The following is a 24113-nucleotide window of genomic DNA, read 5'->3' on the forward strand; positions in this document are numbered from 1 at the left end:
TGGGGAAATGGTCAAGGATGTTGTAGAGCGTCACTTTGATGAAGAAGAACGGCCCCAAGATCGTCAAACTCCACATTGTAGGGCAGGAGGTACTGGCATTATGAAACTTCCAAGAGGTCTGGATGGGGATAAACTCGCAAAAACTTCTCTCAATTTTTCAAGGATAACCTTCTGGAGCTTCTGAGATGGGCTGGCCATCCCATAGCTGGAGATTTTGGAAATACGCCGGGGCTGGGACTTGAACCCAGGTGCCCTCATCGGGCAGTGGATCTCGAGTCCACCGCAGTGCCTCTCTGCAACCCCGGCTCAGGTTGTATAGAAAGCACACTGAATATTTAAATTTTGGTCTAATTCCTGCAAAAAAGAAAGAGGGTCAGTAGCCAAGCTCTTTTAGCCTCTCCTTCAGTATGGATGCAGAGTTCTTAAGAGCGTTCAGCTCTTTTCCGGTAAGTTCGTATTCAATAACCTTTTCGACACCGTTTGATCCTATGATGGCCGGAACGCCAACAGCAACATCTTCTATGCCGTACTCTCCCTGAAGTATGACACTGGTTGGGATTTCTTCTTTGGTGTCGCTGACGACGGCGTTCACCATCCTGTAGATTGCGACAGCTGGTCCGTATATTGTGGCTCCTTTTCTCTTGATGACCTCTGCAGCCACAAATCTGACCTCTTCCAGAGTTTTGCTTCTGTCCACGTCTCCGTCAAAATCTGCCTGACTCCAAAGGATGAACATGCTGTCTCCGTGCTCTCCAACGATCCATGCTTTTCTTATGTTCCTTGCTCCCTGTGAAAAGAGCGTAGCCTTCAGTCTTGATGAGTCAAGCATGTTGCCCATTCCGAATACTTCATTCCTGGGCTTTCCTGTCTCCTTCCACATTATGTATGTCATCACATCCATCGGGTTTGTTACGACGATTATCTTGCTCTCAGGACTGTTTTCCATTATGTTCTTCGCCACATCTTTTATTATTCCCGCATTTTTTGTTGCCAGATCAAGCCTCGTCATTCCCGGCTTTCTTGCGAGTCCCGCAGTTACAACAATTACATCACTGCCTTCAAGCAGGGAATAATCGCTCCCACCAACGATTTTGGGGTATTTGTCAACCCCAGCAGCGGCATGTGTCAGGTCCATTGCTTCTCCCACTGCAAGGTCTTCAGCAATATCCACCAGAGCGATTTCATCAACATCCAGATTCAGAAGACATGTGAATGCGGACGTTGCACCCACTCTACCGGCTCCGACAAAACCGAGTTTCATTGTACCACCCAGCGCAATTTAACGTGGATGTTAATTAATTTTACCAATTTTTATCATTTTCAGCTTTCTCAGCATTTCAGGGACATTTATTTTCAGAGGACATGTTTCAACACATGCACCGCAGTTCAGACAGTAGAATGGATTGGACTCCGATCCAGTAATGTAGTTCCACACCGCCCCAATTCCTCCGCTGTAAACTACACCCCAATCGGCGTTCAGAGCTTCGTAGCTCGGACAGGAAAACTGGCATGCTCCACACCTGACGCAGTAAAGAGCCTCTTTAAACGCCGAATCCCTTGCCTTCATTCTCCCGTTGTCGAGAAGAAGGATTGCGTGCTTAGATGGTCCGTGCAAACCTTTAATTATTCTTTTTTCTATGTCACCACTTTTACTGATGCCCGAAATTACGTTGAGGTACGACGGGCTGTAATACCCCGCACTCTTCCATATAACCTCGGAAACCTTCACAGCGGATGAAAAGCTGTCAACGATTTTTTCAACCCCTGTAACCGTCATGACCTTTTCAGGCAGCGCACTTACGAGCCTCGCATTTCCTTCGTTCTCTATGATGAACAGGGAACCATCTGCCGAGATCACGTTTGCACCTGTTATACCTCCATCTGCTTTGGCCAATTTTTCTCTGAGCAGTTTTCTCACTCTGATTTTGAGCTCTTCAAAATCCTCGACCCCCAAAGCCTTGAACGCCTCATCGGCCTTTATGTGGATGGCGGGCATGGTCATGTGCCTGGGTCTATCGTTCAGCATCTGTATCACGAGCTCTCCCAGGTCGGTCTCCCACACCTCGGTTCCCCCTTCCATGAGTGCAGAATTTAAATCAAGCTCATGGCTAACCATTGACTTTGCTTTCAGAACGGTTGACGAGTCTTCGAAAAAGTCCAGCACCACTTTTTGACCTTCTCGAACGTTTTTTGCGAAATATACTTCAAATCCATTTCTTTCCATGTTTTTTTCGGCTGTGTCAATCAGGTATTCTAGATTTTCAATTGAATGCTCTTTTATTCTCCGCACGTCTTCAGCAAGTCTGAAAAATTCTCTGTTGAGTATTTTGAGCCGTCTCTCGGTGAGGTTTTTTCTAGCTTTTTTAATAACCACAAGCAGTGTATGCGTAAGTTAAAAAAACATTTACCATCTTAGTTGATACAGTCACGGGTGATGGCTATGGAAATCGAAAAACTGAGATTTGGAACCGAGCTTGTTAAAAGAGGATTTGCCAAAATGCAGAAAGGCGGAGTCATAATGGATGTTACCACTCCTGAACAGGCTGTTATTGCTGAAGAAGCTGGAGCTGTTGCGGTTATGGCTCTTCACAAGGTCCCCGCCGATATAAGGGCATCCGGCGGGGTTGCGAGAATGGCTGATCCCCGTATAATTCAGGAAATTATGGATGCTGTAACGATCCCTGTAATGGCGAAGGTCAGGATAGGGCACTACGCTGAAGCAAGAGCGCTTGAGGCTCTTGGGGTTGATATGGTTGACGAGAGCGAGGTTCTCACTCCTGCAGACCCGTTCTATCATATCGACAAGAGAAAGTTCACAGTGCCATTCGTCTGCGGGGCAAGAAGTCTTGGAGAAGCTGTGAGGAGAATCTGGGAAGGGGCAGCAATGATAAGGACCAAGGGCGAAGCAGGAACAGGAAACGTTGTTGAGGCTGTAAGGCACATGAGAATGATGAACTACGCCATTGATAAGGTCAGGCAGATGGACGATAACGAGCTTTACAGACTCGCCGAGATTTATTCCAAGGCATACCTTAGATTGCCTTCTGCAATATATGATGAGTTTGGAGTCGGTATTGATGTCCTGATGAAGGAAACGGTCTATGAAGAATACGCTTTCTCTCAGATAATTGAGGGCATCTATGATGTGCTGGTTGAGGTCAGAAAACTCGGAAGACTCCCGGTGGTGAATTTTGCAGCAGGGGGTGTTGCAACTCCGGCAGATGCAGCATTCATGATGCAGCTCGGTGCAGATGGTGTATTCGTGGGTTCGGGCATATTCAAGTCCTCAAACCCGCAGGCGTATGCTAAAGCGATAGTCCAGGCGGTCGAACATTACGATGAGCCTGATGTGATTGCAGAGGTGAGCAAGAACCTTGGAGAACCTATGAAGGGCTTGGATGTTTCGGATCTCGAAGTGCAGATGCAGGAAAGAGGGGTATGAGGGTAGCGGTTGTTGGCGTGCAGGGCGACGTTGAAGAACATGTTGTGGTAACAGAGCTCGCCATGGAAAGGCTCGGAATTGATGGTAGTGTAACTGCTGTCCGGAAACCGGGAGTGGTTTCGAAGAGTGATGCGGTCATAATCCCCGGCGGGGAAAGCACGACAATCTCAAAGCTGATATGGAAGGACGGCATTGCTGAAGAGATCATAGAGCTCGCTGAAAGTGGAAATCCGGTCATGGGGACCTGTGCGGGTCTCATAATTTTATCGAAACATGGTGATGAGCAGGTTGAAAAAACGGGCACCAGATTACTGAGACTTCTCGATGTGCGGGTTAAGAGGAACGCCTTTGGCAGACAGCGGGAGAGCTTTGAGACAGAACTTGAATTCAGAGGTGTGGGCAGGGTAAATGCAGTGTTCATAAGAGCTCCCGTTGTTGAAAACGTCGGTGATGGTGTAGAGGTTCTGGCCACTTTTGAGGAAAAGGTGGTTGCGGCACAGGAAAAAAATGTTATTGGACTATCGTTCCATCCCGAACTCTCCGGAGATACGAGGGTTCACGAATATTTCCTTTCCTTAATCTGATTTTTTCATGTTTTTCAGAGATTCCTCGTAGCTTTTTGGAAGGTTCAGCTTCAGTCTGAGGGATGTGGCAGGAACGGGATACCTGATTCCCCGTTTGTGTGTTGCTTCCAGGTTTCTTGCTATGTCTTCTGCCATGCTCCATGGAAAGGCAAAGGCAACTTCGTCATCCTGAGTCAGACCGAACAGTCTGTCTCCATAGCACGGAAGAACGAATCTTGGCTTCTTCTCTATGAATGCCTCCAGATATTCGCTGCAGGCAGCTCTGCCCAGTATTTTCGTCTCGAAAGCTCCTCCCTTCTCATGGAGAACTGAGTGAATCAGCCTCAGTATCTGGGCAGGAGTTCCGTAAATGACGGCAAAGTCCGGTACTACCTCATCTCTTTCCAGAGGGAAAACAAAGGCACCCGAGTATTCGCCTGCTTTGAGCTTTGCAACTGCTTTTTCGAATTCAATTCCGACATCTCTCGTTGAGGCGTATCCCGCATCATATGCAAGTTCTCCACTTCTGTAAAGCTCATCCGCCTCGCAAAACCCGTAGGCAACAAGTCCGATGGGGCAGATTGTGTTCGCATCAAAATAAACCGTCCACCTGTATCTTCTTGCCATGTTGTATGCCTGACATATTGTTATGCCTTCAAACCTCCTGGCTTTTTCCGGAACCTCGCTTTCATGCCTTACAAGTTTGAATCCAATGGGATATGTGGATGGACGAATGTATTTCTCAACAAAACGGCTGAATTCTGATGTTTTCATAAGTTAACGTCAACATTAAATATTAAAAATTTCTCATTTTATTCAAGTATGCTGTAATCTTCGCCTATTCTGAAGGTTCCTGAGAAATATCTGAACGGAAACACGTATTCTCGCACCGAGTAGGTGTACTTTTTCTCGAAAGTAATGTCCTTTTCTTCGATTTTCACAATAGCGTCAAAAAGGTCTTTTATTATCACTTCTTCTTTCTCTTCAATGGAGTTTTCAAGCAAAAAGAAATAGATCGTTCTGCCTTTCTGAAGGATTAGTTTGAAAACAGGTTTTATTCCACATTTCGGCTTGGCGAAGTGGAAGCCGTAGCAGAAGATCGTCTCTATGCCATTCTCCAGTGTATCCATGTTCTTGAAAATTTTCCCGGGAAACTCCGGAGCGTATGGCATAAATTTCTCGAAAAATGTTTCCAGTCTGCTTTTTCCCAGATCATCGAAAACAAGCCAGCCAAGCTTTTCACGGCCCTTGGCATCTGCTATTGTCTTTGAAACTGATAAGAACACATCGTTTGATGGATAGATGATCAGTATTTTTTCGTTTTCGCGCGTGTACAGGAATTCGGACAGATCCATGTATATTTTGAACTTTGTTAATTTTAAATAATTTACTTATTTGCTCTGCCAGTCCACTCACTCGAACAGGTTGTACCTCTCGTCAATTTTAACGTATGCCGAGTGGTCGATGTGGGGCATAACGTATGCCTTCACTCTGTAGAAAAATTCCTTGTCAAGTGGCGCCTCTTTTTCCTTGATGTCCACAACATAGTCGAAAAGGTCTTTCAGAACCAGAATTCTCTTTTCCTCCACGACTCTGTCGTAGATAAAACAGAACAGGCTTATATCATCGTCCAGGATCAGTCTTATCAGCGCATCATCTGAAAAATGGCTTGATATGGCATAGAAGTGGTAGCCATAGGCTATCACAAATCTGCGGTCTATTTCGTCATAGCTGGTATATATTTTATTTGAAAAATCATTGTTGAAGATCTTGAACAGTTTTTCAAGCCTTTTTTTAGCGATTTCATTGAAAACAAACCATCCTATCTCATCTTTACCGTAAGTTTTCGTTATTAATTTTGAAAACGCAAGGAAAACATCGTTATCGGGATATATGAACAGCACATCTTCTCCTTTTTTCACTGATTTGATCACATCTATAACTGACATTGAGATTAGGTAACTTTCGCGTCATTATATAAGCTTTGTTGTGGATGACGTTTTAAAAAGTTATATGAACCGATACCGCCAGCTTTTTACTTGAGAACCACCGGAATCAGGCCCATGTTTCGGAGAATGGTTCTTAAACTCCTGTTCCAGCCAGTTACAATTATATTCTTTTCTATGGAATCAAAGAGCTTGAGGGTTTCATCGAGGAAGGCTTTGGTTTTCACGTCTTCTTCCACCTCCCACTGGTAAACACTGGCGTCGAGAGCCTCTGCATGTTCTTCTTCGTTTTTACTGGCGAGAAAAACTTTCATGTCCAAGAGAAAGAATTTCGACTTGCTCTGGATGAAGCTGTAGTCCTTAAGCATTGCGTGTGACTCGAGATTGTCCAGTTTGCCCAGCCAGTATATCACGACACCGTCTCCGTACATTTCGAGATATGGTGTGTACTGTTTCTTTGAGTATAGTTTGTGCGTTCGGTAGTCTCCGAAGAGTGCTTTGCTCTCTATCCACTTAATAACTCTGCCGTCAATCTCAAGCCTGTCTTCTATGTAGAAATCGGGAGTTTTTTTTGCGGGCCTCAGCTGTTTTTCGTCCTTGAACTCTATTCCCTGACTTTCCAGGTAGTCCCTGATTATCAGCTCTCCAACTCTCCCTCTTGCGAACTGGTTTCTAACAGCTATTGGAGAGTATATGAAGTCCTTGTATATTGCAGACCATACCAGATCTTCGAATTCACTGTTCTCAGGGTTTGAGAATTGTTTGAGGATTTCCTTTTTGCTCATGCCGAGTGCCTTCATCAGGAGTTTTATTCTCATTATGGGGGGCAATCTCAGCCACCCGGGAATCTCCCTGTTCTTTTCCCAGTAACTTGCAAGTTCTGGAAGCCTTGAGGTGTAATCGCCGTATCTTCTTTTGACATTATCTATCCTTTTCTGCAGCAGAATTCCAAATAGTGTCCCTCTCGGATATGTTTGTTCGTACTTGCTGAAATCTCTGAAACCTTTAAGGTCTTTTTTCAGCATGAAGTATTCTTCAATCTTCATTTTCGAGCCTCACAGAGTATGTAAAAAACCATCTAACTCGCCCCCTTCTCAAGCCTGCATATTTCGTGCTTGATTTTATTTTCACTTTTGCCAGCTTTTTTATTTTCGATATCGCCTGTCTTGCATCATTGACATCTTCAAAATAGATATCCACTCCGTATTTATTTTCCACTATCTCAACACCTTCCAGTTTTTCTATAAATTTCTCAAGCTTTTTAACGTTTCCTCTCAGTTGAATCAATGCGGGATGTTTCACATCCAAAATTTTAATAACTGTTTTAATGTTTTTATCCGCGATGTCTTACAGGCTTGTAGAGATCGAGGAAGATCTGCAGTACATAAATGTGGCTTCCAGAAAAAATGATAGAGAACATGCGCTGATCAGGCTCATACTTTCCACCCTTGCAGATATTGAGGAAATCCAGAATCTGACCAGGAGAGACATTTCTGCTTCGAGTCGCAACGGGAGAGAAATCTATGCGGTGTATCTGAGAAAGCCGGGAAAAAGCAGGAAGGTTCCTGTTGATGGTGAAACCTACACGATCCTCAGAAAAATTTCTGCCGGTCTGGGTGGAAAGGATAAGATCTTTGGCTACAGCATAGAGGAGATCGACTCTATAATTGGAAAATACTCTCCAGAAAATAGTCGCTACACTTTAAACAGCCTCAGGGATGTTCTGATGGAGCTTCTCGCGGATAATCTCCTTGGAAAAACCATTGATGATATTTTTGAGATGGACTTCGAGGAGCTGGTCGAGTTCATGGAGGAATGTCACCCCATGTTCTCCGGCATGTGGGATATTGATGAGGATGATGTTGCTTCGGACTACTTCCACATGCTGGCGGAGAGGTACGGGATGAGTGTTTCGAAAATGTCTGAGGTTAGCGGTGAGGATGAAGGGAGAATAGAGAAGCTTATGGGCAGAAAATGGCTCCAGAGCTACTGGGATTCATACTCGGAGTGATTGCCGGGCTTGTACCTGGAATCCACCCAAATACATTTTCGGCGTTAATTCTCGGAGCATCTTTTTTGTTTTCTGCCCATTTTACTGGCAGCGAAATTGCGATAATGATCTTCGTCTCTTCTGCTGTCTATTCTGTGGTCAACATCATTCCGGCCGTTTTTGTGGGTGTTCCGGACGAAGATACTTCGCTTGCAGTATTTCCTGCTCACAGAATGGTTCTTGATGGTGAAGGATTTGCTGCCATATCCATTTCGGCTGTTTCGAGCTTTCTTTCATCTCTGTTGTGTGTCCCTGTTTACTACCTCATTCTGCTGGCAGGTAAATCAGCAGACCTTTCACCGCTCACGACCCCTGTTTTAATTGCTGTTGCGACATACCTGATTCTCATTGAGGACGATAGGTTTGGTGGCAGTTTCGCAAAGTGGAAGAAGAGGCTTTTGGCAGCGGTCGTGTTTCTGCTTTCAGGCGCCATCGGAGTGATTTCGCTGAGACACTTCTATTCGGATGGCATTTCCATGCTCTTTCCCCTTCTAACCGGTCTTTTTGCCTTTCCAACCCTCGTTGCGGGGATAAATTCTGAAAGCATTCCCGATCAGAGGATTGAATTCGTTTTTCCGGAATTTAAAAACGTCCTGAAGGGAGTGGTTTCGGGTCTTTTTGTCTCGCTTTTTCCGGGAATAAGTTCTGGCGTGGCAACGGCAATATCTGTTGGGAGAGGGGATGATGAGAAAAAGTACATCTCCTCGATAAGCTCTGCGAATACTGCTAACACGATCCTGAATTTTGCAGTTCTTCAATCAGCAGGTAGAGCCAGGAGTGGGACTGCAGACGCTTTCCTTTACTTCACGTCTCCTGAAAACTATGGTTATTTGCCCATTCTGGCTCTGTCCGCATCTTTTGTAGCTATGGCGTTTTCTCTGCTGATCTCAGTTCCGGCTATGGGTTTTTTCAGCAGAATAAGCCCATCAAAGTTATCGAGGTCAGTGATTGCATTTCTGATCTTCGCTGTTCTCTACTTTACTGGCTTTGATGGGATCGCAGTATTTTCTGTTGCATCTGCAATCGGGATGCTCACACTTTTATTCAGGGTGAGGAGGATCCACTGCATGGGCGCAATAATCCTTCCCGCGATTCTCTACTGAGTTCTGAATCTGCCCTTTTCTATCTGCTCTTCCAGTTTTCTGACGAATCTGTCCCCTGTCTTGACAACGGGAATAATCGTCGTGTCTCCCCTGAGCATGTCCACTCTGTCAGTGTATTCGTAGCTGTCGTTATGGTTGTGGTAGAGAATCCATCTTCTGTATCCATCTACTTCTGTAAATGCCGAGTACGTTATTATTTCCACGACTATGAACTTGTCTTCAACAATGCCATGGAGTGTCTCGAAATCCACAATATAGAGTCTTTTATTGAAGTAGAACACCCTCTGAACCTCGAGACCAACAGCATTTCTGACAAAATCCTGGAACTCAAATTTTTCAGGATCGTCAATAACTGCCGGTCCGTGGTATGAAATGTTCATGGGCCTGAGAATCCGATCAGGATTTAAAAGCTTCACCTCCACAACTCCATCAACGTTAAATACTTCTCCGGGGAAAAGAAATCATGGATAAGCCCATACTTCAGGTTGCTCTTGACCTTGTTGAGTTAAAAAGAGCTGTTGAGATTGCAGGAGAAGCTCTTGAAGGTGGTGCCGACTGGCTTGAGGTGGGTACGCCCCTCATAAAGAGCGAGGGGATGGATGCAATCAGAGAGATCAAGAAGAGGTTCAGGGTGAAAACCCTTGCCGACATGAAGACCATTGATACCGGTAATGTTGAGGTGGAGATGGCTGCAAAAAGTGGTGCCGACATTGTGATAATCCTCGCACTGAGTGACGATTCCACGATCCAGGAGGCAATCAGGGCAGCAAAAAAATACGGTTCCGAGATTATGGTGGACATGATAAACGTCCCCAATCCGGTTGAAAGGGCGAAAGAGCTTGAGGAGCTTGGTGTTGATTACATAAACGTGCATGTTGGAATAGATCAGCAAATGAAGGGAATGGATCCCCTTGAAATCCTGTCAAATGTTGCGAACGAGGTCAGCATTCCCGTTGCGGCAGCAGGTGGTCTGGATGCTGAAAAGGCTGCAAACTGTGTTTCTCTGGGCGCAAGCATAGTTATTGTGGGTAGCAATATAACAAAGTCAAGAAATGTTGTGGAATCCGCAAGGAAGGTTAGGGAGGCAATAGATAAATCATGGAAAAGCGGAAAGAAGGTGGAACTGAAGAAAAGAGAGCTTGACGAGGAAATAAGAGAGATTCTGATGAAAGTCTCCACACCCAATATCAGCGATGCGATGCACAGGGCAAGGGCCATGAGGGACGTGCATCCTGTCGTGAGGGGGAAGAAGATTGTGGGGAAGGCTGTAACTGTCAGCGCCTTTGATGGTGACTGGGCGAAACCAGTAGAGGCAATAGATGTTGCTGGAAAGGGAGATGTTATCGTTATAAAGGTTTCAGGAGATAACGCAGCAGTGTGGGGTGAGCTCGCCACGAGGAGCTGCATAAACAAGGGGATTGAGGGAGTCATCATTGATGGGGCAGTGAGGGATGTGGATGATATCCGGGAGCTTGGCTACCCGATCTTCGCAAAAAGAGAGGTTCCCAATGCCGGTGAGCCAAAGGGGTTTGGTGAGATTAACGTGAAAATTGAATGTGGCGGGATTGAGGTCAACCCTGGAGACTGGATCGTGGCTGATGATAACGGCGTGATGGTGATACCTAAGGAAAGAGCATATGAGGTGGCAAGAAGGGCACTTGAGGTCAAAAAACATGAAGAGAGAATCAGGGGTGAGATAGAGGACAAGGGAAGAACCCTCGCAGAGATTGTGGAACTTTACAAATGGGAAAAGGTTCAGTAAATTGATTCATCTTTTTTCAATCATGTCAATGTATCCCGGAGTTTCCGGTTCGAGTATTTCTCTTACAGATTCTACGAATTCTCCATAAATGTGGGCGTCGAGCGCAAAGTGGTAGTATCTGTGGGTGCTGAACCCGCACATCTCTGCGAGATATCTGGTAAGCAGGTTGAATGCAAACATGTTTGCATGCATGGCACCATAGGCATCGTTTGAACGCATGTAGAACAGTCCGAAGAATGTTTCATTGACTCCGAACTGGTACCCTCTCAGACATGGCGGCTCGTCGCTCGTGATGTCCCATGGTCTTGAAATTCCTATGTAGCAGTCTCTCCTGCTTTTTCTCTCTTTCAGCTTCTGTATTACTGTATACAGCTGGTCGACACTTATCTCGTCTTTCTCACAGTATCTTGCCCTCTCGGCATAGGTGTATGTTTCTCCCTCTTTGAGTATGTTCTCTTTAACCTCCCTGTCTATCGCACCTGCGTGAATGACGTAATCGTGGGCGTATTCAACACCGTATTTCTTTGTGAATGGTGCCTTGTCGTGTATCTGGTTTTCTTCCGGATCCTTCACCTCTATGAACATTCTGTGGATGTATTTGCTCTCCTCCTGTCCTTCAAAAAGCTCGCCCCACTCCGTTCTTTTTGAGTCCCCATGGTAGTAGATGGTTTCAAGGGCTGAATGCCAGGCGGAGGAGAGGTAATCCTCCACTATATGGGTACCGAGCTTGTGAAATCCGAGAATCTCCGTGTATTGCTCTTTGCTCACTCTATCAACATCTCTCTCGTAAATGTGGGGGATCGAGATCAGCATCGCCACACTTCCGGCTTCAAAACCGGCATTTCTGGAAACTTCCTCCAGAACATGGCTGACAAAGCTGAAATTGGGCGTGAAGTAGTTAACAGCATCAAGAGATCTGAAAAATGCTGTAGCATGCAGCCTGTCATCTGCGTAAAGGAGACTTATCTCTGTTATTGCCGGTGGTGTATCACACAGGTGGTCTTTTGGCCTCCACACGGGGATTGAAACCCTTCGGGTGTACGGGACTTTTTTCAGCTTCTCTATTGCATCACTGATGCACTCCTCAACCCTTTCAGAGTATGTTTCTCCACAGGCTTTCCAGCCGCTCGAGTCAGGTTCAAAGTCTGAAGCCGGGTTTTCAGAAATCACGAGCTGAGGCCTTCCTCTCAGCTCTGTCCCGTATTTTGAGGAGAATTTCCAGTTCTCGTTAATTATCTTGGAGATCAGCATTTTCTGGAGCTTTTCAGGGTCTTTTGCGATGAGCATTCAGGACACCTTTTTAGAGTGAAATCTGTAAAAACTTAACATTTACCCGAAAGCCTTATTAACAATTTCAACTGTCAAGCGAACAGGCGCCGGTGGTGTAGCCTGGCTAACACAGGGGCTTGCCGAGCCCCTGCCCCGGGTTCGAATCCCGGCCGGCGCATTCATACGACGTTTTTTCCAGTCTGGGGTCTCTCGCTCTCTCTTTTTTCAAAATGCAGGTCTGGGAAAACTTTTTTAACTTGTATGGGAAGATAATCAGGGCGGTAAGATGAATGGTGTGAGAGTGGGTATTGACGAAAAGGTTCCGCTTGACAGAGCGGTGGTTCTTGGGTTCCAGCACGTGCTTGCGATGTTTGGTGCGACGATCACAGTCCCCCTCGTTGTGGGCAATGCCATCGGCCTTGAGCAGCACCAAATAGCACTGCTGATTCAGGCAGTTCTGCTTGCGATGGGAATTGCAACAATTCTTCAGACTACGATAGGTTCCAGATATCCAATTGTACAGGGATCGAGCTTCGCTTTCATTCCTGGTCTCATAAGCATCGGGGGTTCAAGCGGTCTGGCGGCGGTTGAGGGTGCACTTATCGCGGGAGGTATTATCGAGGCGATTTTCGGTGGTCTCGGGATTGTTGGAAGGCTCAGGAGACTGTTCACACCCCTCGTTACAGGAGTGACGATAATGCTCATTGGGTTCTCGCTGGCACACGTTGCGGTGAAGTATGCGCTGAACTTTTTTGCCGATCCTACAGCCGCTTCAGCTCCAAAGGCTTTTGCTATCGCTCTGATAACATTTGCCGTAACTGTGACTGTTGCATTGAAGGCGAAGGGATCGCTGAGGGCGATGCCTGTCATAGTGGGTGCAGTTGTAGGTTACATTGTGAGTATCCCTCTCGGAATGACGGATTTCACTCTTGTGAACGAGCTTCCAGTATTCAACGTTCCATCGCTGTTTCCATGGGGCATTCCAGTTTTTGAGGTTTCAGCGATAATAATCCTGCTGTTTGCATATATGGTCAGCATAATAGAGAGTGTTGGAGATTATCACGCAATTTCTGCAATTTCCGAAGCACCGATTACGAAAAAGCACATAAACAGAGGTATCATGAGTGAGGGAATCGCATGCACGATTGCAGGAGCGCTGGGTGCGTGCGGAACAACGAGCTATTCTGAGAACATAGGGCTTGTGGCGCTCACCAAGGTGGCGAGCAGGCAGGTGGTGCAGATTGGAGGCATCATCCTCATCGTCATAGCAATGTTTCCGAAGTTTTCGGGTTTGCTTGCATCAATTCCTCAGCCTGTCCTGGGCGGTCTTACAGTTGCTCTCTACGGTATGATCAGTGTTACTGGCCTGAGGCTTATCAAGGAAAAAGTTGAGCTTAACGACAGGAACGTTCTGATTATCGCAAGTGCGCTCATTGTCGGGCTTGGCTCCCCGCAGCTTCCACAGGAGTTCCTTGAGCATTTCCCGAGGCTTATTGCAAGCATTCTTGAGTCCGGAATGGCTGTCGGAGCAATAACCGCCATTATTCTCGACCAGGTTTTGAGGTGATGTTATGATAAAGGATGGTAGGTGGGATGGAGTTTACACGATGGAGGACTCCCCGTATCTTATGGAGGTGCTGACCGAACTGAGAGACAAAGAGACTGATTCAATTCCGTTCAGAAAGGGTCTTGTAAAATTTGGGAGATTCATGGGCTACGAGATAATAAAAACGATGGAGATTGAGAAGATAACTGTTGAGACGCCTCTTGAGGAGACTGAGGGAGTGGTCGTCAGAGACAGAAAAAATGTGGTAATAATAACTGTTCTGAGAGCCGCTGTTCCAATGATGGAAGGACTTGTGAAGGTTTTTGAACATGCCAGAATAGGTATTGTCTCTGCTGTGAGGGGAAAGGCTCCTGAGTTCAGGGTTGAGATGAACTACATTAAGGTACCCCACATAAGCGACGAGGACACTGTCATAATTGCAGACCCAATGATTGCAACAGGCTCAACTCTCCTTGAAGTTATAGCCGAGATAAAGAAATACGGCAGTCCCAAGAGAATCATTGTGGCGGGAGTTCTCGGTTCTCCTGAGGGCATATCGAGAATTAAAGAAAAACACCCTGACGTCGAAATATTCGTCGGAAAGGTCGATAGAGAGCTTAACGATGATGGATATATCCTTCCAGGGCTGGGAGATGCAGGTGACAGGGCTTTTGGATTGCCGGTGAAGCTTTCAACGCTTCCACAGCTGAGGAGTATTGAATAATTCACAAAACTGGATTATCGTATTTTTCGTTTTTTTTGAAGAAATTTATTGTCTGGTGGGGTAAGGTCTCAATATGTTGCTTGTTCAAAAATGCGATCAAATGCTTGTATCGGGCTACAGTCCATTTTGAGGGTTGCTGGAATTATGTCCATGGCTCTCTGCTTGAAAATTATATGGAAATCTAATTCCAAAGATTCGATTGTTTTTCATACTATGCTTCTGGAAATGTTACTTTATTCTGTGTTTTTTTCTGGGCATATTCTCTGTTATTATGACTTTTACAGTTTGGACGTGCAACATCAAACATTGCCTTAGTTAGCATCTACAATCGGAAGTTAATTTCCGAAAACTATATATTGGCATGCAGTGTCCCAACACATGGGTGATAAACGTGTCCAGACCAGCAGACTTCTACAACATCGATGAACTTCTAACAGACGAGGAAAAGCTTGTAAGAAGCTCAGTTAGGGAATTCCTGGAAAAGGAAGTCAGACCTCTCGTTATAGATGCCTGGCATGAAGAAAAGCCCCTCAACTTCAGAGAACTCGGGAAGAAGTTCGGAGAACTCGGCATGCTCGGGGCGTTCATCCCCGAGGAATACGGCTGTCCGGGAATGAACTACACCACATTCGGGTTAATCTGCCAGGAAGTCGAAAGAATCGACAGCGCTCTCAGAAGTTTCGTGGCCGTAACATCCGGCCTCGTCATGTACCCAATATGGAGGTACGGCAGCGAGGAGCAGAAGAAAAAGTACCTTCCCAAGCTTGCGAGCGGAGAGATCATAGGCTGCTTCGGCCTCACCGAGCCAAACCACGGCAGCGATCCCGCAAGCATGGAGGCGAGATGCAAAAAAGACGGAGACGAGTGGATCCTCAATGGAACAAAAACCTGGATTACAGAGGCTGACATAGCAGACATTGCAATCTTCTGGGCGAGAGACGTTGACGACGGCAGGGTGAAGGGATTCATAGTGGAGAAGGGAACCAAAGGCTTCCACCAGAGCGCATTGACTAAGAAAGGCTCAATGAGAGCAGGAGGCGTGGGTGAATTCTCGCTTGTCAACTGCAGAGTCCCGGATGAACAGAGGCTGCCTGAGGCAAAGGGCCTTGGCGCCCCTCTAAGCTGCCTCAATCAGGCAAGGTTCGGCATCTCCTGGGGAGCAGTAGGCATAGCCTTGGACTGCTTTGAGACAGTACTCAGCTATGTGAAGGAGAGGAAGCAGTTTGGAACCCCTCTCGCATCCTTCCAGCTCGTCCAGGAAAAGCTCGCCTACATGCTTATAGAGATCACAAAAGCCCAGCTCGTCGCATGGAGACTGGGCAGACTCATGGATGAGGGCAGGGCAACAACAGAACAGATCTCCTTGGCCAAAAAGAACAACGTCAAAATCGCAAGGGATATAGCAAGACTGGCAAGGGAAATGCTCGGAGCCAACGGCATAAGCCTTGACTACTCCCCGATAAGACACATGGCAAACATCGAGTCAGTCTACACCTACGAAGGCACAGACGACATCCACACCCTCATCCTCGGCAGAGCCATAACCGGAATCCAGGCCTTCAGAAGGGAGCTGAAAATATGAGACTTCATGAGTATCAGGCGAAGAGGATCTTTGAAGAGCATGGTATCTCAATACCGAAAGGGAGAGTTGCTGAAACCTCTGAAGAGGCAAGAGAGATAGCTAAGGAGCTTGGTGGAGAGGTTGTTGTTAAGGCACAAGTTCTTGTGGGTGGCAGGGGCAAGGCAGGAGGAATAAAGAAGGCAGAAAATCCTGATGAAGCTGGAAAGATTGCCGATGGGCTTATTGGGAGCTATATAAAAGGTCATAAAGTTGAAAAAGTTCTCGTAGAGGAGGCACTGGACATTAAGGCGGAGTACTACGTTGGCTATGTAATTGACAAAAGCAGAAAGAGGCCAGCATTGATTCTGAGCAGAAGAGGCGGAATGAATGTGGAAGAGATTGCAGAAAAATATCCTGATGATGTGATCAGAATTCATTTTGATCCCCTGTGGGGTTTGAGAGATTATCAGGTGAGGAAAGTACTGTACGAAGCAAATTTTGATAGCAACGAAATTCCGGAACTTTTGAAAATAGCCAAGAATCTCTGCACAATAGCTTTTAAATTTGAAGCAGAGCTTACTGAGATAAATCCTCTTATTCTGACAGATGCCGGATTCGTTGCTGCCGATGCCAGACTGAACATAGATGATAATTCTCTTTATCGCAATCCGGAACTTCTGAAACTCAGAGATGCAACAGAGGTCGATGAACTCGAAAGGGAGGCGGTGCTTAAAGGACTGAACTATGTCAGAATCGGGGGGGATATTGGGATTGTTGCCAACGGCGCCGGACTGGCAATGGCCACGATGGATCTGATACAGCTCATGGGAGGCAGACCGGCTAACTTTCTGGATACGGGTGGAGGTCTGTCAGATCCCCAGAAAATGAGGATGTGTCTGGAACATGTGGTCAGAGATGAGAATGTCAAGGTCGTTTTTGTAAACATTTTCGCCGAGATTACGAGATGTGAGAAGGTTGCTGAGGGGATAGTTCTTGCTATGGATACCAGCCGCAGAATCCCTCATGTTGTAAAACTTGCAGGAACAAATGAAGAACTTGGAAAGCAATTGCTTCGGGAATTTGCAGAGAGGTCTGGAGCCGAGATTTACTTAGTTGACAGTATTGAAGAAGGGGCTAAAAAAGCTGTGGAGGTTGCGGGAGGTGGTGTTTGAATGGCAATACTTGTCGATGAACGCACAAGGGTGATAGTTCAGGGAATTACAGGGTTTCAGGGAAAATTTCAGACCAAAAGAATGCTTGAATACGGAACAAAGATTGTTGGAGGAGTCTCTCCGGGAAAGGGTGGCCAAGAAGTTTTTGGAATTCCAGTATTCAACACTATGGATGAGGCTGTTGAAGAAACGGGAGCCAACACTTCGATAATTTACGTACCTGCTAGATTTGCCTATGATGCAGTTCTAGAGGCTATAGATTCCGAACTGGATCTTGTGGTCTGTGTAACTGAAGGGATCCCCCTCTACGATGAAATGAGGGTCCATTTAAGGCTTGAGAATTCCAGAACCGTGCTCATCGGCCCGAACTGTCCCGGTGTTATCAGTCCTGGAAAATCAAAGGTGGGTCTCCTCCCAGACAGGTGTTTCGCTCCGGGGAGATTAGGTATAGTTTCAAGAAGTGGAACGCTCACCTACCAGATTTCCGAGAATCTCACCAAGGCAGGAATTGGCCAGTCAACGGTCGTCGGAATAGGTGGGGATCCGATGCCAGGACTGACCTTCAGGGATGTTCTTGAGATGTTTGAGGAGGATGATGGGACGGATACTGTCCTGCTCATAGGTGAAATCGGGGGAAGTGCTGAGGAAGAGGCGGCAGAATACATTGCAACAAAAATGAGCAAGCCTGTTGTAGGATACATAGCTGGCGTAACCGCCCCTCCTGGCAAAAAAATGGGTCATGCAGGTGCAATCATCGAAGGTCGAAAAGGAACGGCAGAGTCTAAAATAGATGCTTTGATGGATGCAGGAGTTACAGTTGTGCAGTCCCTTCAGGATGTGGTCGATGCTATAAGAAATATTATGCAATGATGTAGGATCGGAAGCTGCACGGTTTCCCTACTATTTTTCTTCTAAAATTGTGTTTGTTCCGGAACGCGTCTTGATGTTTGCGATCGGACAGTGTGTTTTATCATAAAATAAAAATAAAATTCATATTCTTAAAGTATGCTCGCCTCGTATGTAGAATATCAGAAATCCCACAAGCACTCCCAGTGTTGCAACCTGAATTGACTTGGGAACAACCTGTTTCCATGCGAATGTCGCAATAGATGCCCCTGATTCTCCTCCTACTACGAAAGCTACGAGTATCATGAGGAATACCAGCAGTCCTGCGATCATAGCAATTCCAAGAAGAGCTCCAAAGATGCTCTTCACCATTTCTTCGGTTTTTTCTTTCACAGTCTCACCCCCTCATGCGAAAGCAATTGGCAGAATGCCTAAGAGCAATAGCAGCAGCACAATGACGTGGGCTCCCACCCACACGAGAGTTATCTTTGTGGTCTCTTTAAACCCTGATCCGGCAATTCCCATCGCCACATACATGCACAGTGCTAAAGGTGGAGTCATACCTTCCAGAGCTCCTGTAAGTGCTGGCAGAACTCCGGCGGCTACAACCGGACTCATTCCCGTTGCGACCAGCAGTGTGACCAGCGTTGGACCAAGTATTGCAATTTGTGAACTGCCTGGAAGAACCATTCCCAGTACAACACCTATGAAGACTATCAGAAGCACGAGAGCTACGATGCTGAGGTTCAGTGGCTCTATTGCAGCATTCACAGCCTGTCCCAGCTCCAGCTCTTTGAACACGTAGGCAATGGAATACGCAAAATAAACTGTGAGTGATACGGGCACAACACTGTGGTACGAGTTCTTGAACATTCTGGCGATGTTGTTGAAGAGGCCACCTTTAGATAGCTCCGAGCGGGAAATCAGGATTGCGTAGGCCATTGTGACAGGGGGTGTGAAGAACAGCACAGTCTTGGAAAAAGCTTTTGCTCCGTCGGCTCCTATCCTTGCTATTATCAGATCTTTCATTGTTGCATCTATCAGGAACGGCAGGAATATCATCAGGGGGAGTATCAGCACATACCAGCTGCCCTTCAGCGACTCTTTAAGCGATGGAAGTTCTTCCTTAGGTATTGGTTTCACATCATACACGTAGGTCATTGCAATCAGGGTTACAAGTCTCTGGAGAACGAACCAGATTCCTATTCCCCATACCACCAGCCAGAACTCTGAAAGCGTGAACATCTCGGGATACATTGCATCGAGCACTCCGAAAGCGAGCAGGATGGTTCCTGAGGGTGGAATCATAGGCCCCATTGCGCTTGACGCCATTTCAACGGATGCTGCGAGGTGTCTCGGAAAGCCTGTTCGTATCATGGATGGGATGGTGAAGACACCCGTCGAGGCAACGTTACCCGGACCCGACCCTGACAAAGATGCCATGAATGTACTTCCGAAAAGGCTGACGTATCCGGCACCACCCCTGAATCTGCCAACAGCTGCCAGTATTATTCCTATTATTTTATCAATGACTCTGGTCTCTCCGAAAACATGTGCTAGCAGCAGAAATCCTACAATCGCATAGAACAGTGTGCTAGTCGAGGGCTTTATCAGGTACTTCAGAAACAGATCGAACCTTCCGCTGAACACTATCAGAAGAACGTACGAGAGTGCCATCACTTCGTATATGGGCCTCCTGAATACAACGAACAGTATGGCGATTATTCCCAGCAGCAGCACTATATAGAGTATTGGCAGAGGGACTCCAAAAAGGGCGTTCAATTTTCGCACCTCCTGGAAAGCGAGACTCTTGCAATCTCTGAAACCACTGCTCTCTTTTCCATTTCCATCGAGTTTCTCATTTCTGTGTGATACCTTCTTCGAGTTTCACACATCCTACCACCTCACCGACGTTAAGTTTAACATCATTGATAATATTAAAACTTTTTGGTAATTGATTTCCATTAATTAAATGACCTATAAATGTGGTTTATGGAATTGTGAATCCGTAATAAAATTTTAATAGTAAATTACCAAAAGCATGTTTATGACCCGAAAGTACGGAGATCTTCCGAAAACTGCAGTGGAGATACTCAAGATAGTTTCAATGTCATCTAAGCTGACGAATTCAATCGAAATAGCCAAAATCCTCCATAAGGAGAAGGTTTACGTTGACTCCAGAACGGTGAGATATCATCTCAGGCAACTGGAGGATCTTGGTTTTATCACTAAAATTGGAAGGAAAGGCTGCATCATCACACCTGAGGGTCTTGAGCAGCTGAAAAGGATAATGGTTTACGAGAGGCTTGGTATGCCATCCATTCAGGTGGAGAAGATGATCGCCAGCAGTACATTTAATCCTGAAACCGGTAAAGGAACTGTTCTTGCCAATGTTGCCGTGATACCAAAAGAGGATTTTGAAAGGGCGGCAGAGATCATAAATTTCGTATCCTCTCTGAATGTTTTTCCTTCACCGCTGATAGCCGTCGGTGACGAGGGGGAGAGTCTCGGGGATTTTCTCGTTCCGGAAAACCATGTAGGTCTTGGGTGCATTTCCACCACCGTTTATGACAGCGTACTTCGTAAAAAAGGTATATTTGTCGAATCCATAGCGGCAGGAGTTTATGAGATACGAGACAGCAAACCAGTGGGATTTGTGGAGCTAATAACACACAACGGAGCGACTTTAAGTCCCGGTGAATTGTTTATCAAAGCTGGATGGACTTCTGTGAGGAAGATTGCGGAGACGGGCAATGGACATGTTACTGCAGCAATCAAAAGATTTCCCTTCTTCTTTTCAGATGTTGTTGAAAACACTGTTGAACAGTTTAGAAATATGGGTATAGATGGTGTCATAGAACTTTTCGCAATAACGCCAGAGATAGAGAGAATAGATGTCACCGATGCAAGCAAGGGGAGATTAATTGTTTTCGGGGGAGGTAATTATTTTGCTCCACTGGTTGAAGAAGGTATGGATGTTAAATTGACCATAAATGCTACACTGGTTGAAGTAAGCGAAATGAAACCTCCAGATAAAATTTTGAGTTGATTCTGTTTTAAGAATGGATATTTTATTCCATTTATCTAAAAATTTAATCTTTTTATTTTTCTACGGTTTTGGAAATTAATTTCCAAAAATTTAAATACTTGAAGAACCTTCGATTACAAAGCTAAAATAACAGGAGGGGTAATGTTGAGGGAAATTAAAATACTGTCGCCTACCGGACATCTGGGTTTCACGCCCTTGGAAAAGGATAGTTTTTTGACTGGTGTTAGCAAAAAACCGGACTACATTGTTGCAGATTCGGGAAGCGCAGACATCGGCCCATATTACTTGGGGGCTGATATGCCCTGCAGCCCTGAAATGTGGCAAAGGCACGATTTGGAACTGATTCTTAAAGCATCGAGAGATCTGGATGTTCCTATGATCATAGGGAGCGCTTCCGATACTGGAACGAACAAGGGTGTCGATCAGTTTGTGCGTATAATCAAAGAGATAGCGAGAGAGAACGATCTGCACTTCAACCTTGCCTACATATACTCTCAGCAGGATAAAAACAGAATCAGGCGGATTCTTAATGAGGTTAGGGTTGAAGGGCTGGATGGTTTTGAAGACCTGAATTCTCAGATACTGGACAGGACTGACAACATAGTTGCAGTGATGGGCCCTGAACCGATAATTCATGCACTGGATAATGGAGCAGATGTGATAATTGCGGGACGCAGTTCGGATTCGTCGATCTTTGCAGCCCCCCTCATCCGGGAAGGTATTTCCAAGGCAACGGCATTTTATGCCGGAAAAGTGCTGGAGTGTGCGTCGTTCTGTGCGGAGCCCTTCATGGGTAAGGAAAGCGTTATGGGTTATGTGAAAGAAGGAGAAGTGATTGTTGAACCCATGCACCCCAAGCAGCGGTGTACAGTAGCTTCTGTGGCAAGTCACAGCATGTATGAGAGGGTTGATCCCTATTATGAGAGAGTGCCAGGTGGCGTGCTGGATATGAGCGAATGTGTGTACGAGCAGATAGATCACAGAAGAACGAGAGTTACGGGCTTTAAATTCATAGAAAGCGAACTCAAAATCAAGCTTGAAGGTGCAGGTAAGGTTGGTGAAAGATGTATATGTATTGTCGGATTCAGGGATCCATATTTGATCAAACATATAGACAAGGTCATCGAATGGTCGAAAAAGAAGGTCGAGGAAAGGTACTCTGACAGGACATACCAGCTGTATTACCACCTGTACGGCATTAATGGAGTGATGAAGGATCTTGAGCCAGTTAGGAATCCCTCATCTCACGAAATATGTCTGATCGTCGAATGTGTTGCAGAAACTGCTGAAGATGCGAAGGAGATAGCTACCTTGGCAGCCAGAAACACATTCTATGCGAGACTGCCGGAGGTAAAGGGAACAGCAGGAACAGCGGCCATGATGTCTGATGAGGCCATACTGACAAAACCAGCATACGAATGGACAGTAAATCATCTGATCCCGGTTTCAGACCCCTTGGAGCTGTTTGACGTCCACTTTGAGGATGTTTAGAGGTGATGGAATGGCTGTTAAAAAGCTGGTTGAGCTGGCATCAACAATAAGAAGCAAGAATGCGGGAGTAAACAGCATAACATTCGACATAATCTTTAGCAATCCAGACAACTATGAGAAGGTTAAGAAAAGTGGAATGCTGAACAAAAAGACCATTGCACGGTTATTTGGAATACCGGAGGAGCGCATCGTCAGTTTCGTGGAGTTCGATCCGGCAAACGCCATCAAGTTTACAATTCGAAGAGTCAGACCGAGTGGAAGTCCGGGCGAATCGGACATTTTTGGCAGCCAGCAATATGCTCCGCTCCTGGATTTGGAAATCGAAGTGGATGATACTACTGAATAAACTTCTCTTTTTTATAACCTTTTACTCGTGTTTCGATTGTAAAACGGTCATGTGTGTTTCTCGCAGGCATCGTAGATTGCACTTACGTTCTAACTATGTTATTCACTTTCGACTTGCACCTGTTGCTTACTCATCTGTGTTTTCCTTGGGAGATTCTCTTCGGTCCACATGCAGTAGATGACAATGCATTCCAATTAAACACAAAAATTATATGGATTAGAAAAAATCTCTAATGATGATATTGGATGGTAGTACTCCAATTTCCGTTGGTGATTTGGCAAGGAGGCGCAAAACCGTCAGAAAGTTCAGCTCAGAAAGCTTCGATTTGAGTCTCATTGTCGAGTGTATAGACGTGGCAAAGGAAGCACCCTCAGGCAAAAACGCCCAGCCCTGGCATTTTGTAATCGTCAGCGACTCTGGATTAAAAAAGAGAATCAGAGAAGTATGCGAGGATGGGGAGAAAAGGTTTTACTCTCACGTAAGAGGAGAACTCGCTGAATGGCTGAGGATCAAGGGGCTGAGCTGGGAAAAACCTTTCCTGACGGACGCTCCATATATCATAGCTGTTTTCTCGCACAAGAAATCTCCGTTTTCGAGAGAATCAGTCTGGCTTGCTGTGGGCTATTTGCTCCTCGCGCTTGAGGAGAGAGGCATTGCAAGCCTTACCTACACACCACCCAACAGAGACGAGGTTGCTGAGCTGCTGGAATGCCCTGCTGAGTACAGGCTGGAGGTTCTGATACCGCTTGGCTTTTCGGAGGATGACAAGCCGAAGGAGCCGAGGAGAAGTGTTGAAGAAATCACGAGCATGAACTACTTTGGAGTAAAACTGAGCAGAGAAGGTTAAATAGCGAAGGCGGATGGTGAGATGTATGAAAATCGGAATAGTGATTTACTCAAATGATCCCGAGACCGTCTGGAACGCATACAGGTTTGCAAACTTTGCTCTGAAGCAGGGAGATGAAGTCAAGGTTTTCCTGCTGGGAAAGGGTGTTGAGTGCGAGAGCCTGAGCGACGAAAGGTTCAATGTCAGAGAGCAGATGGAGGACTTCGTGGAACACGGCGGGAAGATTTACGCCTGTGGAACTTGTTTGAAAATAAGAGATTCTTCGCCTGAACTCTGCCCCATCTCGACAATGAAGGATATGTACGAGATCGTGAGGGAAAGCGACAGGGTTCTAACGTTCTAAGGACTGTAAAATTGCTAACCGGTGGCTGAATCCAGTATCGTACAATTTTGGGT

General features: G+C 45.9%; 27 protein-coding genes and 2 tRNA genes. 17 read left to right on the forward strand and 12 right to left on the reverse strand.

Going from position 1 to position 24113, the window contains the following annotated elements:
- The first annotated feature begins 7 nt into the window (after nt 1-7).
- On the forward strand, nt 8-184 hold the full coding sequence (locus LPQ35_RS07540; protein WP_346297607.1) for a hypothetical protein: 177 nt from the start codon (nt 8-10) through the stop codon (nt 182-184).
- A 39-nt stretch (nt 185-223) separates the two neighbouring features.
- Here LPQ35_RS07540 and LPQ35_RS07545 read toward each other — a convergent pair.
- The 3 genes from LPQ35_RS07545 to LPQ35_RS07555 all read right to left on the reverse strand — a co-directional run bounded on the left by LPQ35_RS07545 (nt 224) and on the right by LPQ35_RS07555 (nt 2374).
- Nucleotides 224-306, reverse strand: a tRNA-Ser gene (locus LPQ35_RS07545).
- Nucleotides 307-373: 67 nt separating this feature from the next.
- The gene (locus LPQ35_RS07550) at nt 374-1261 is read right to left on the reverse strand and encodes a malate dehydrogenase (protein ID WP_193808251.1); all 888 of its coding nucleotides are present in this window, start codon (nt 1259-1261) and stop codon (nt 374-376) included.
- Nucleotides 1262-1291: 30 nt separating this feature from the next.
- Nucleotides 1292-2374 (reverse strand): LUD domain-containing protein, encoded by a 1083-nt coding sequence (locus LPQ35_RS07555; protein WP_193808252.1) that lies wholly within the window; start codon nt 2372-2374, stop codon nt 1292-1294.
- Between the two features lie 60 nt (nt 2375-2434).
- On the opposite strand from LPQ35_RS07555, the gene pdxS reads away from it, so the two are divergent.
- Entirely contained in the window at nt 2435-3442 is a 1008-nt protein-coding gene (pdxS, locus tag LPQ35_RS07560; protein WP_428832249.1) for a pyridoxal 5'-phosphate synthase lyase subunit PdxS, read from the forward strand.
- Nucleotides 3439-4026 carry a pyridoxal 5'-phosphate synthase glutaminase subunit PdxT gene (gene pdxT, locus LPQ35_RS07565; protein WP_193808254.1) on the forward strand — a complete coding sequence of 196 codons (588 nt, stop codon included), beginning with the start codon at nt 3439-3441 and terminating at the stop codon, nt 4024-4026. The genes pdxS and pdxT overlap by 4 nt, the downstream gene beginning before the upstream one ends.
- Here pdxT and LPQ35_RS07570 read toward each other — a convergent pair.
- The 5 genes from LPQ35_RS07570 to LPQ35_RS07590 all read right to left on the reverse strand — a co-directional run bounded on the left by LPQ35_RS07570 (nt 4018) and on the right by LPQ35_RS07590 (nt 7238).
- A complete protein-coding gene (locus tag LPQ35_RS07570) occupies nt 4018-4779 on the reverse strand; it encodes a DUF169 domain-containing protein (RefSeq protein WP_193808255.1) in 762 nt (253 codons plus the stop codon). The two genes, pdxT and LPQ35_RS07570, sit on opposite strands and share 9 nt — an antisense overlap.
- A gap of 38 nt (nt 4780-4817) precedes the next feature.
- Complete coding sequence (locus LPQ35_RS07575) at nt 4818-5360, reverse strand: hypothetical protein (protein WP_193808256.1); 543 nt, start codon at nt 5358-5360, stop codon at nt 4818-4820.
- A 57-nt stretch (nt 5361-5417) separates the two neighbouring features.
- On the reverse strand, nt 5418-5954 hold the full coding sequence (locus LPQ35_RS07580) for a hypothetical protein (RefSeq protein WP_193808257.1): 537 nt from the start codon (nt 5952-5954) through the stop codon (nt 5418-5420).
- Nucleotides 5955-6040: 86 nt separating this feature from the next.
- A complete protein-coding gene (locus LPQ35_RS07585) occupies nt 6041-6997 on the reverse strand; it encodes a TPD domain-containing protein (RefSeq protein WP_193808258.1) in 957 nt (318 codons plus the stop codon).
- Nucleotides 6987-7238 (reverse strand): NMD3-related protein, encoded by a 252-nt coding sequence (locus LPQ35_RS07590; protein ID WP_346297608.1) that lies wholly within the window; start codon nt 7236-7238, stop codon nt 6987-6989. The genes LPQ35_RS07585 and LPQ35_RS07590 overlap by 11 nt, the downstream gene beginning before the upstream one ends.
- Before the next feature lie 55 nt (nt 7239-7293).
- Between LPQ35_RS07590 and LPQ35_RS07595 the strand changes: the two genes are divergently transcribed.
- Together LPQ35_RS07595 and LPQ35_RS07600 are read left to right on the forward strand one after the other, a co-directional pair.
- A complete protein-coding gene (locus LPQ35_RS07595) occupies nt 7294-7962 on the forward strand; it encodes a hypothetical protein (RefSeq protein ID WP_193808260.1) in 669 nt (222 codons plus the stop codon).
- On the forward strand, nt 7926-9104 hold the full coding sequence (locus LPQ35_RS07600) for a tripartite tricarboxylate transporter permease (protein WP_193808261.1): 1179 nt from the start codon (nt 7926-7928) through the stop codon (nt 9102-9104). Before LPQ35_RS07595 ends, LPQ35_RS07600 begins: the two co-directional genes overlap by 37 nt.
- On the opposite strand, the gene LPQ35_RS07605 is transcribed toward LPQ35_RS07600, so the two are convergent.
- The gene (locus LPQ35_RS07605; RefSeq protein ID WP_193808262.1) at nt 9098-9484 is read right to left on the reverse strand and encodes a hypothetical protein; all 387 of its coding nucleotides are present in this window, start codon (nt 9482-9484) and stop codon (nt 9098-9100) included. The genes LPQ35_RS07600 and LPQ35_RS07605 overlap by 7 nt on opposite strands.
- A gap of 83 nt (nt 9485-9567) precedes the next feature.
- On the opposite strand from LPQ35_RS07605, the gene hxlA reads away from it, so the two are divergent.
- Nucleotides 9568-10866 carry a 3-hexulose-6-phosphate synthase gene (gene hxlA, locus LPQ35_RS07610; RefSeq protein ID WP_193808263.1) on the forward strand — a complete coding sequence of 433 codons (1299 nt, stop codon included), beginning with the start codon at nt 9568-9570 and terminating at the stop codon, nt 10864-10866.
- A gap of 6 nt (nt 10867-10872) precedes the next feature.
- On the opposite strand, the gene LPQ35_RS07615 is transcribed toward hxlA, so the two are convergent.
- Complete coding sequence (locus LPQ35_RS07615; RefSeq protein WP_193808264.1) at nt 10873-12153, reverse strand: thymidylate synthase; 1281 nt, start codon at nt 12151-12153, stop codon at nt 10873-10875.
- Between the two features lie 86 nt (nt 12154-12239).
- Here LPQ35_RS07615 and LPQ35_RS07620 point away from each other — a divergent pair.
- The 6 genes from LPQ35_RS07620 (at nt 12240) to sucD (ending at nt 18008) form a co-directional block, all read left to right on the forward strand.
- A tRNA-Gly gene (locus LPQ35_RS07620) sits at nt 12240-12313 on the forward strand.
- Between the two features lie 108 nt (nt 12314-12421).
- A complete protein-coding gene (locus LPQ35_RS07625) occupies nt 12422-13702 on the forward strand; it encodes a solute carrier family 23 protein (protein WP_193808265.1) in 1281 nt (426 codons plus the stop codon).
- Between the two features lie 4 nt (nt 13703-13706).
- Nucleotides 13707-14405 carry a uracil phosphoribosyltransferase gene (gene upp, locus LPQ35_RS07630; protein WP_193808266.1) on the forward strand — a complete coding sequence of 233 codons (699 nt, stop codon included), beginning with the start codon at nt 13707-13709 and terminating at the stop codon, nt 14403-14405.
- A 361-nt stretch (nt 14406-14766) separates the two neighbouring features.
- Nucleotides 14767-15987 (forward strand): acyl-CoA dehydrogenase, encoded by a 1221-nt coding sequence (locus LPQ35_RS07635; protein ID WP_346297609.1) that lies wholly within the window; start codon nt 14767-14769, stop codon nt 15985-15987.
- A complete protein-coding gene (sucC, locus tag LPQ35_RS07640) occupies nt 15984-17138 on the forward strand; it encodes an ADP-forming succinate--CoA ligase subunit beta (protein WP_193808441.1) in 1155 nt (384 codons plus the stop codon). The genes LPQ35_RS07635 and sucC overlap by 4 nt, the downstream gene beginning before the upstream one ends.
- On the forward strand, nt 17139-18008 hold the full coding sequence (gene sucD, locus LPQ35_RS07645; RefSeq protein ID WP_193808442.1) for a succinate--CoA ligase subunit alpha: 870 nt from the start codon (nt 17139-17141) through the stop codon (nt 18006-18008).
- Nucleotides 18009-18128: 120 nt separating this feature from the next.
- On the opposite strand, the gene LPQ35_RS07650 is transcribed toward sucD, so the two are convergent.
- Together LPQ35_RS07650 and LPQ35_RS07655 are read right to left on the reverse strand one after the other, a co-directional pair.
- Nucleotides 18129-18377 carry a hypothetical protein gene (locus LPQ35_RS07650; RefSeq protein ID WP_193808443.1) on the reverse strand — a complete coding sequence of 83 codons (249 nt, stop codon included), beginning with the start codon at nt 18375-18377 and terminating at the stop codon, nt 18129-18131.
- Nucleotides 18378-18389: 12 nt separating this feature from the next.
- Complete coding sequence (locus LPQ35_RS07655) at nt 18390-19766, reverse strand: TRAP transporter large permease subunit (RefSeq protein WP_193808444.1); 1377 nt, start codon at nt 19764-19766, stop codon at nt 18390-18392.
- A 301-nt stretch (nt 19767-20067) separates the two neighbouring features.
- On the opposite strand from LPQ35_RS07655, the gene LPQ35_RS07660 reads away from it, so the two are divergent.
- The 5 genes from LPQ35_RS07660 (at nt 20068) to LPQ35_RS07680 (ending at nt 24060) form a co-directional block, all read left to right on the forward strand.
- Nucleotides 20068-21033 carry an NrpR regulatory domain-containing protein gene (locus LPQ35_RS07660; RefSeq protein ID WP_193808445.1) on the forward strand — a complete coding sequence of 322 codons (966 nt, stop codon included), beginning with the start codon at nt 20068-20070 and terminating at the stop codon, nt 21031-21033.
- 141 nt (nt 21034-21174) lie between these two features.
- Nucleotides 21175-22524 carry an acyclic terpene utilization AtuA family protein gene (locus LPQ35_RS07665; protein WP_193808446.1) on the forward strand — a complete coding sequence of 450 codons (1350 nt, stop codon included), beginning with the start codon at nt 21175-21177 and terminating at the stop codon, nt 22522-22524.
- A gap of 10 nt (nt 22525-22534) precedes the next feature.
- Entirely contained in the window at nt 22535-22870 is a 336-nt protein-coding gene (locus LPQ35_RS07670; protein ID WP_193808447.1) for a DUF4387 family protein, read from the forward strand.
- 235 nt (nt 22871-23105) lie between these two features.
- Nucleotides 23106-23717, forward strand: coding sequence for a nitroreductase family protein (locus LPQ35_RS07675; protein WP_193808448.1), 612 nt, complete (start codon nt 23106-23108; stop codon nt 23715-23717).
- 25 nt (nt 23718-23742) lie between these two features.
- On the forward strand, nt 23743-24060 hold the full coding sequence (locus LPQ35_RS07680) for a DsrE family protein (RefSeq protein WP_193808449.1): 318 nt from the start codon (nt 23743-23745) through the stop codon (nt 24058-24060).
- Nucleotides 24061-24113: the final 53 nt, after the last annotated feature.

This window comes from Geoglobus acetivorans (assembly GCF_039641995.1).
Lineage (GTDB): Archaea > Halobacteriota > Archaeoglobi > Archaeoglobales > Archaeoglobaceae > Geoglobus > Geoglobus acetivorans.

What these genes read in the sequence shown, in the direction of transcription:
- LPQ35_RS07540 (WP_346297607.1), top strand. Translation starts at nt 8, where the DNA reads ATGGTCAAGGATGTTGTAGAGCGTCACTTTGATGAAGAAGAACGGCCC.
- LPQ35_RS07550 (WP_193808251.1), bottom strand. Translation starts at nt 1,261, where the DNA reads ATGAAACTCGGTTTTGTCGGAGCCGGTAGAGTGGGTGCAACGTCCGCA.
- pdxS (WP_428832249.1), top strand. Translation starts at nt 2,435, where the DNA reads ATGGCTATGGAAATCGAAAAACTGAGATTTGGAACCGAGCTTGTTAAA.
- pdxT (WP_193808254.1), top strand. Translation starts at nt 3,439, where the DNA reads ATGAGGGTAGCGGTTGTTGGCGTGCAGGGCGACGTTGAAGAACATGTT.
- LPQ35_RS07570 (WP_193808255.1), bottom strand. Translation starts at nt 4,779, where the DNA reads ATGAAAACATCAGAATTCAGCCGTTTTGTTGAGAAATACATTCGTCCA.
- LPQ35_RS07575 (WP_193808256.1), bottom strand. Translation starts at nt 5,360, where the DNA reads ATGGATCTGTCCGAATTCCTGTACACGCGCGAAAACGAAAAAATACTG.
- LPQ35_RS07580 (WP_193808257.1), bottom strand. Translation starts at nt 5,954, where the DNA reads ATGTCAGTTATAGATGTGATCAAATCAGTGAAAAAAGGAGAAGATGTG.
- LPQ35_RS07585 (WP_193808258.1), bottom strand. Translation starts at nt 6,997, where the DNA reads ATGAAGATTGAAGAATACTTCATGCTGAAAAAAGACCTTAAAGGTTTC.
- LPQ35_RS07595 (WP_193808260.1), top strand. Translation starts at nt 7,294, where the DNA reads ATGTCTTACAGGCTTGTAGAGATCGAGGAAGATCTGCAGTACATAAAT.
- LPQ35_RS07600 (WP_193808261.1), top strand. Translation starts at nt 7,926, where the DNA reads ATGGCTCCAGAGCTACTGGGATTCATACTCGGAGTGATTGCCGGGCTT.
- LPQ35_RS07605 (WP_193808262.1), bottom strand. Translation starts at nt 9,484, where the DNA reads ATGAACATTTCATACCACGGACCGGCAGTTATTGACGATCCTGAAAAA.
- hxlA (WP_193808263.1), top strand. Translation starts at nt 9,568, where the DNA reads ATGGATAAGCCCATACTTCAGGTTGCTCTTGACCTTGTTGAGTTAAAA.
- LPQ35_RS07615 (WP_193808264.1), bottom strand. Translation starts at nt 12,153, where the DNA reads ATGCTCATCGCAAAAGACCCTGAAAAGCTCCAGAAAATGCTGATCTCC.
- LPQ35_RS07625 (WP_193808265.1), top strand. Translation starts at nt 12,422, where the DNA reads ATGAATGGTGTGAGAGTGGGTATTGACGAAAAGGTTCCGCTTGACAGA.
- upp (WP_193808266.1), top strand. Translation starts at nt 13,707, where the DNA reads ATGATAAAGGATGGTAGGTGGGATGGAGTTTACACGATGGAGGACTCC.
- LPQ35_RS07635 (WP_346297609.1), top strand. Translation starts at nt 14,767, where the DNA reads ATGCAGTGTCCCAACACATGGGTGATAAACGTGTCCAGACCAGCAGAC.
- sucC (WP_193808441.1), top strand. Translation starts at nt 15,984, where the DNA reads ATGAGACTTCATGAGTATCAGGCGAAGAGGATCTTTGAAGAGCATGGT.
- sucD (WP_193808442.1), top strand. Translation starts at nt 17,139, where the DNA reads ATGGCAATACTTGTCGATGAACGCACAAGGGTGATAGTTCAGGGAATT.
- LPQ35_RS07665 (WP_193808446.1), top strand. Translation starts at nt 21,175, where the DNA reads ATGTTGAGGGAAATTAAAATACTGTCGCCTACCGGACATCTGGGTTTC.
- LPQ35_RS07670 (WP_193808447.1), top strand. Translation starts at nt 22,535, where the DNA reads ATGGCTGTTAAAAAGCTGGTTGAGCTGGCATCAACAATAAGAAGCAAG.
- LPQ35_RS07675 (WP_193808448.1), top strand. Translation starts at nt 23,106, where the DNA reads ATGATATTGGATGGTAGTACTCCAATTTCCGTTGGTGATTTGGCAAGG.
- LPQ35_RS07680 (WP_193808449.1), top strand. Translation starts at nt 23,743, where the DNA reads ATGAAAATCGGAATAGTGATTTACTCAAATGATCCCGAGACCGTCTGG.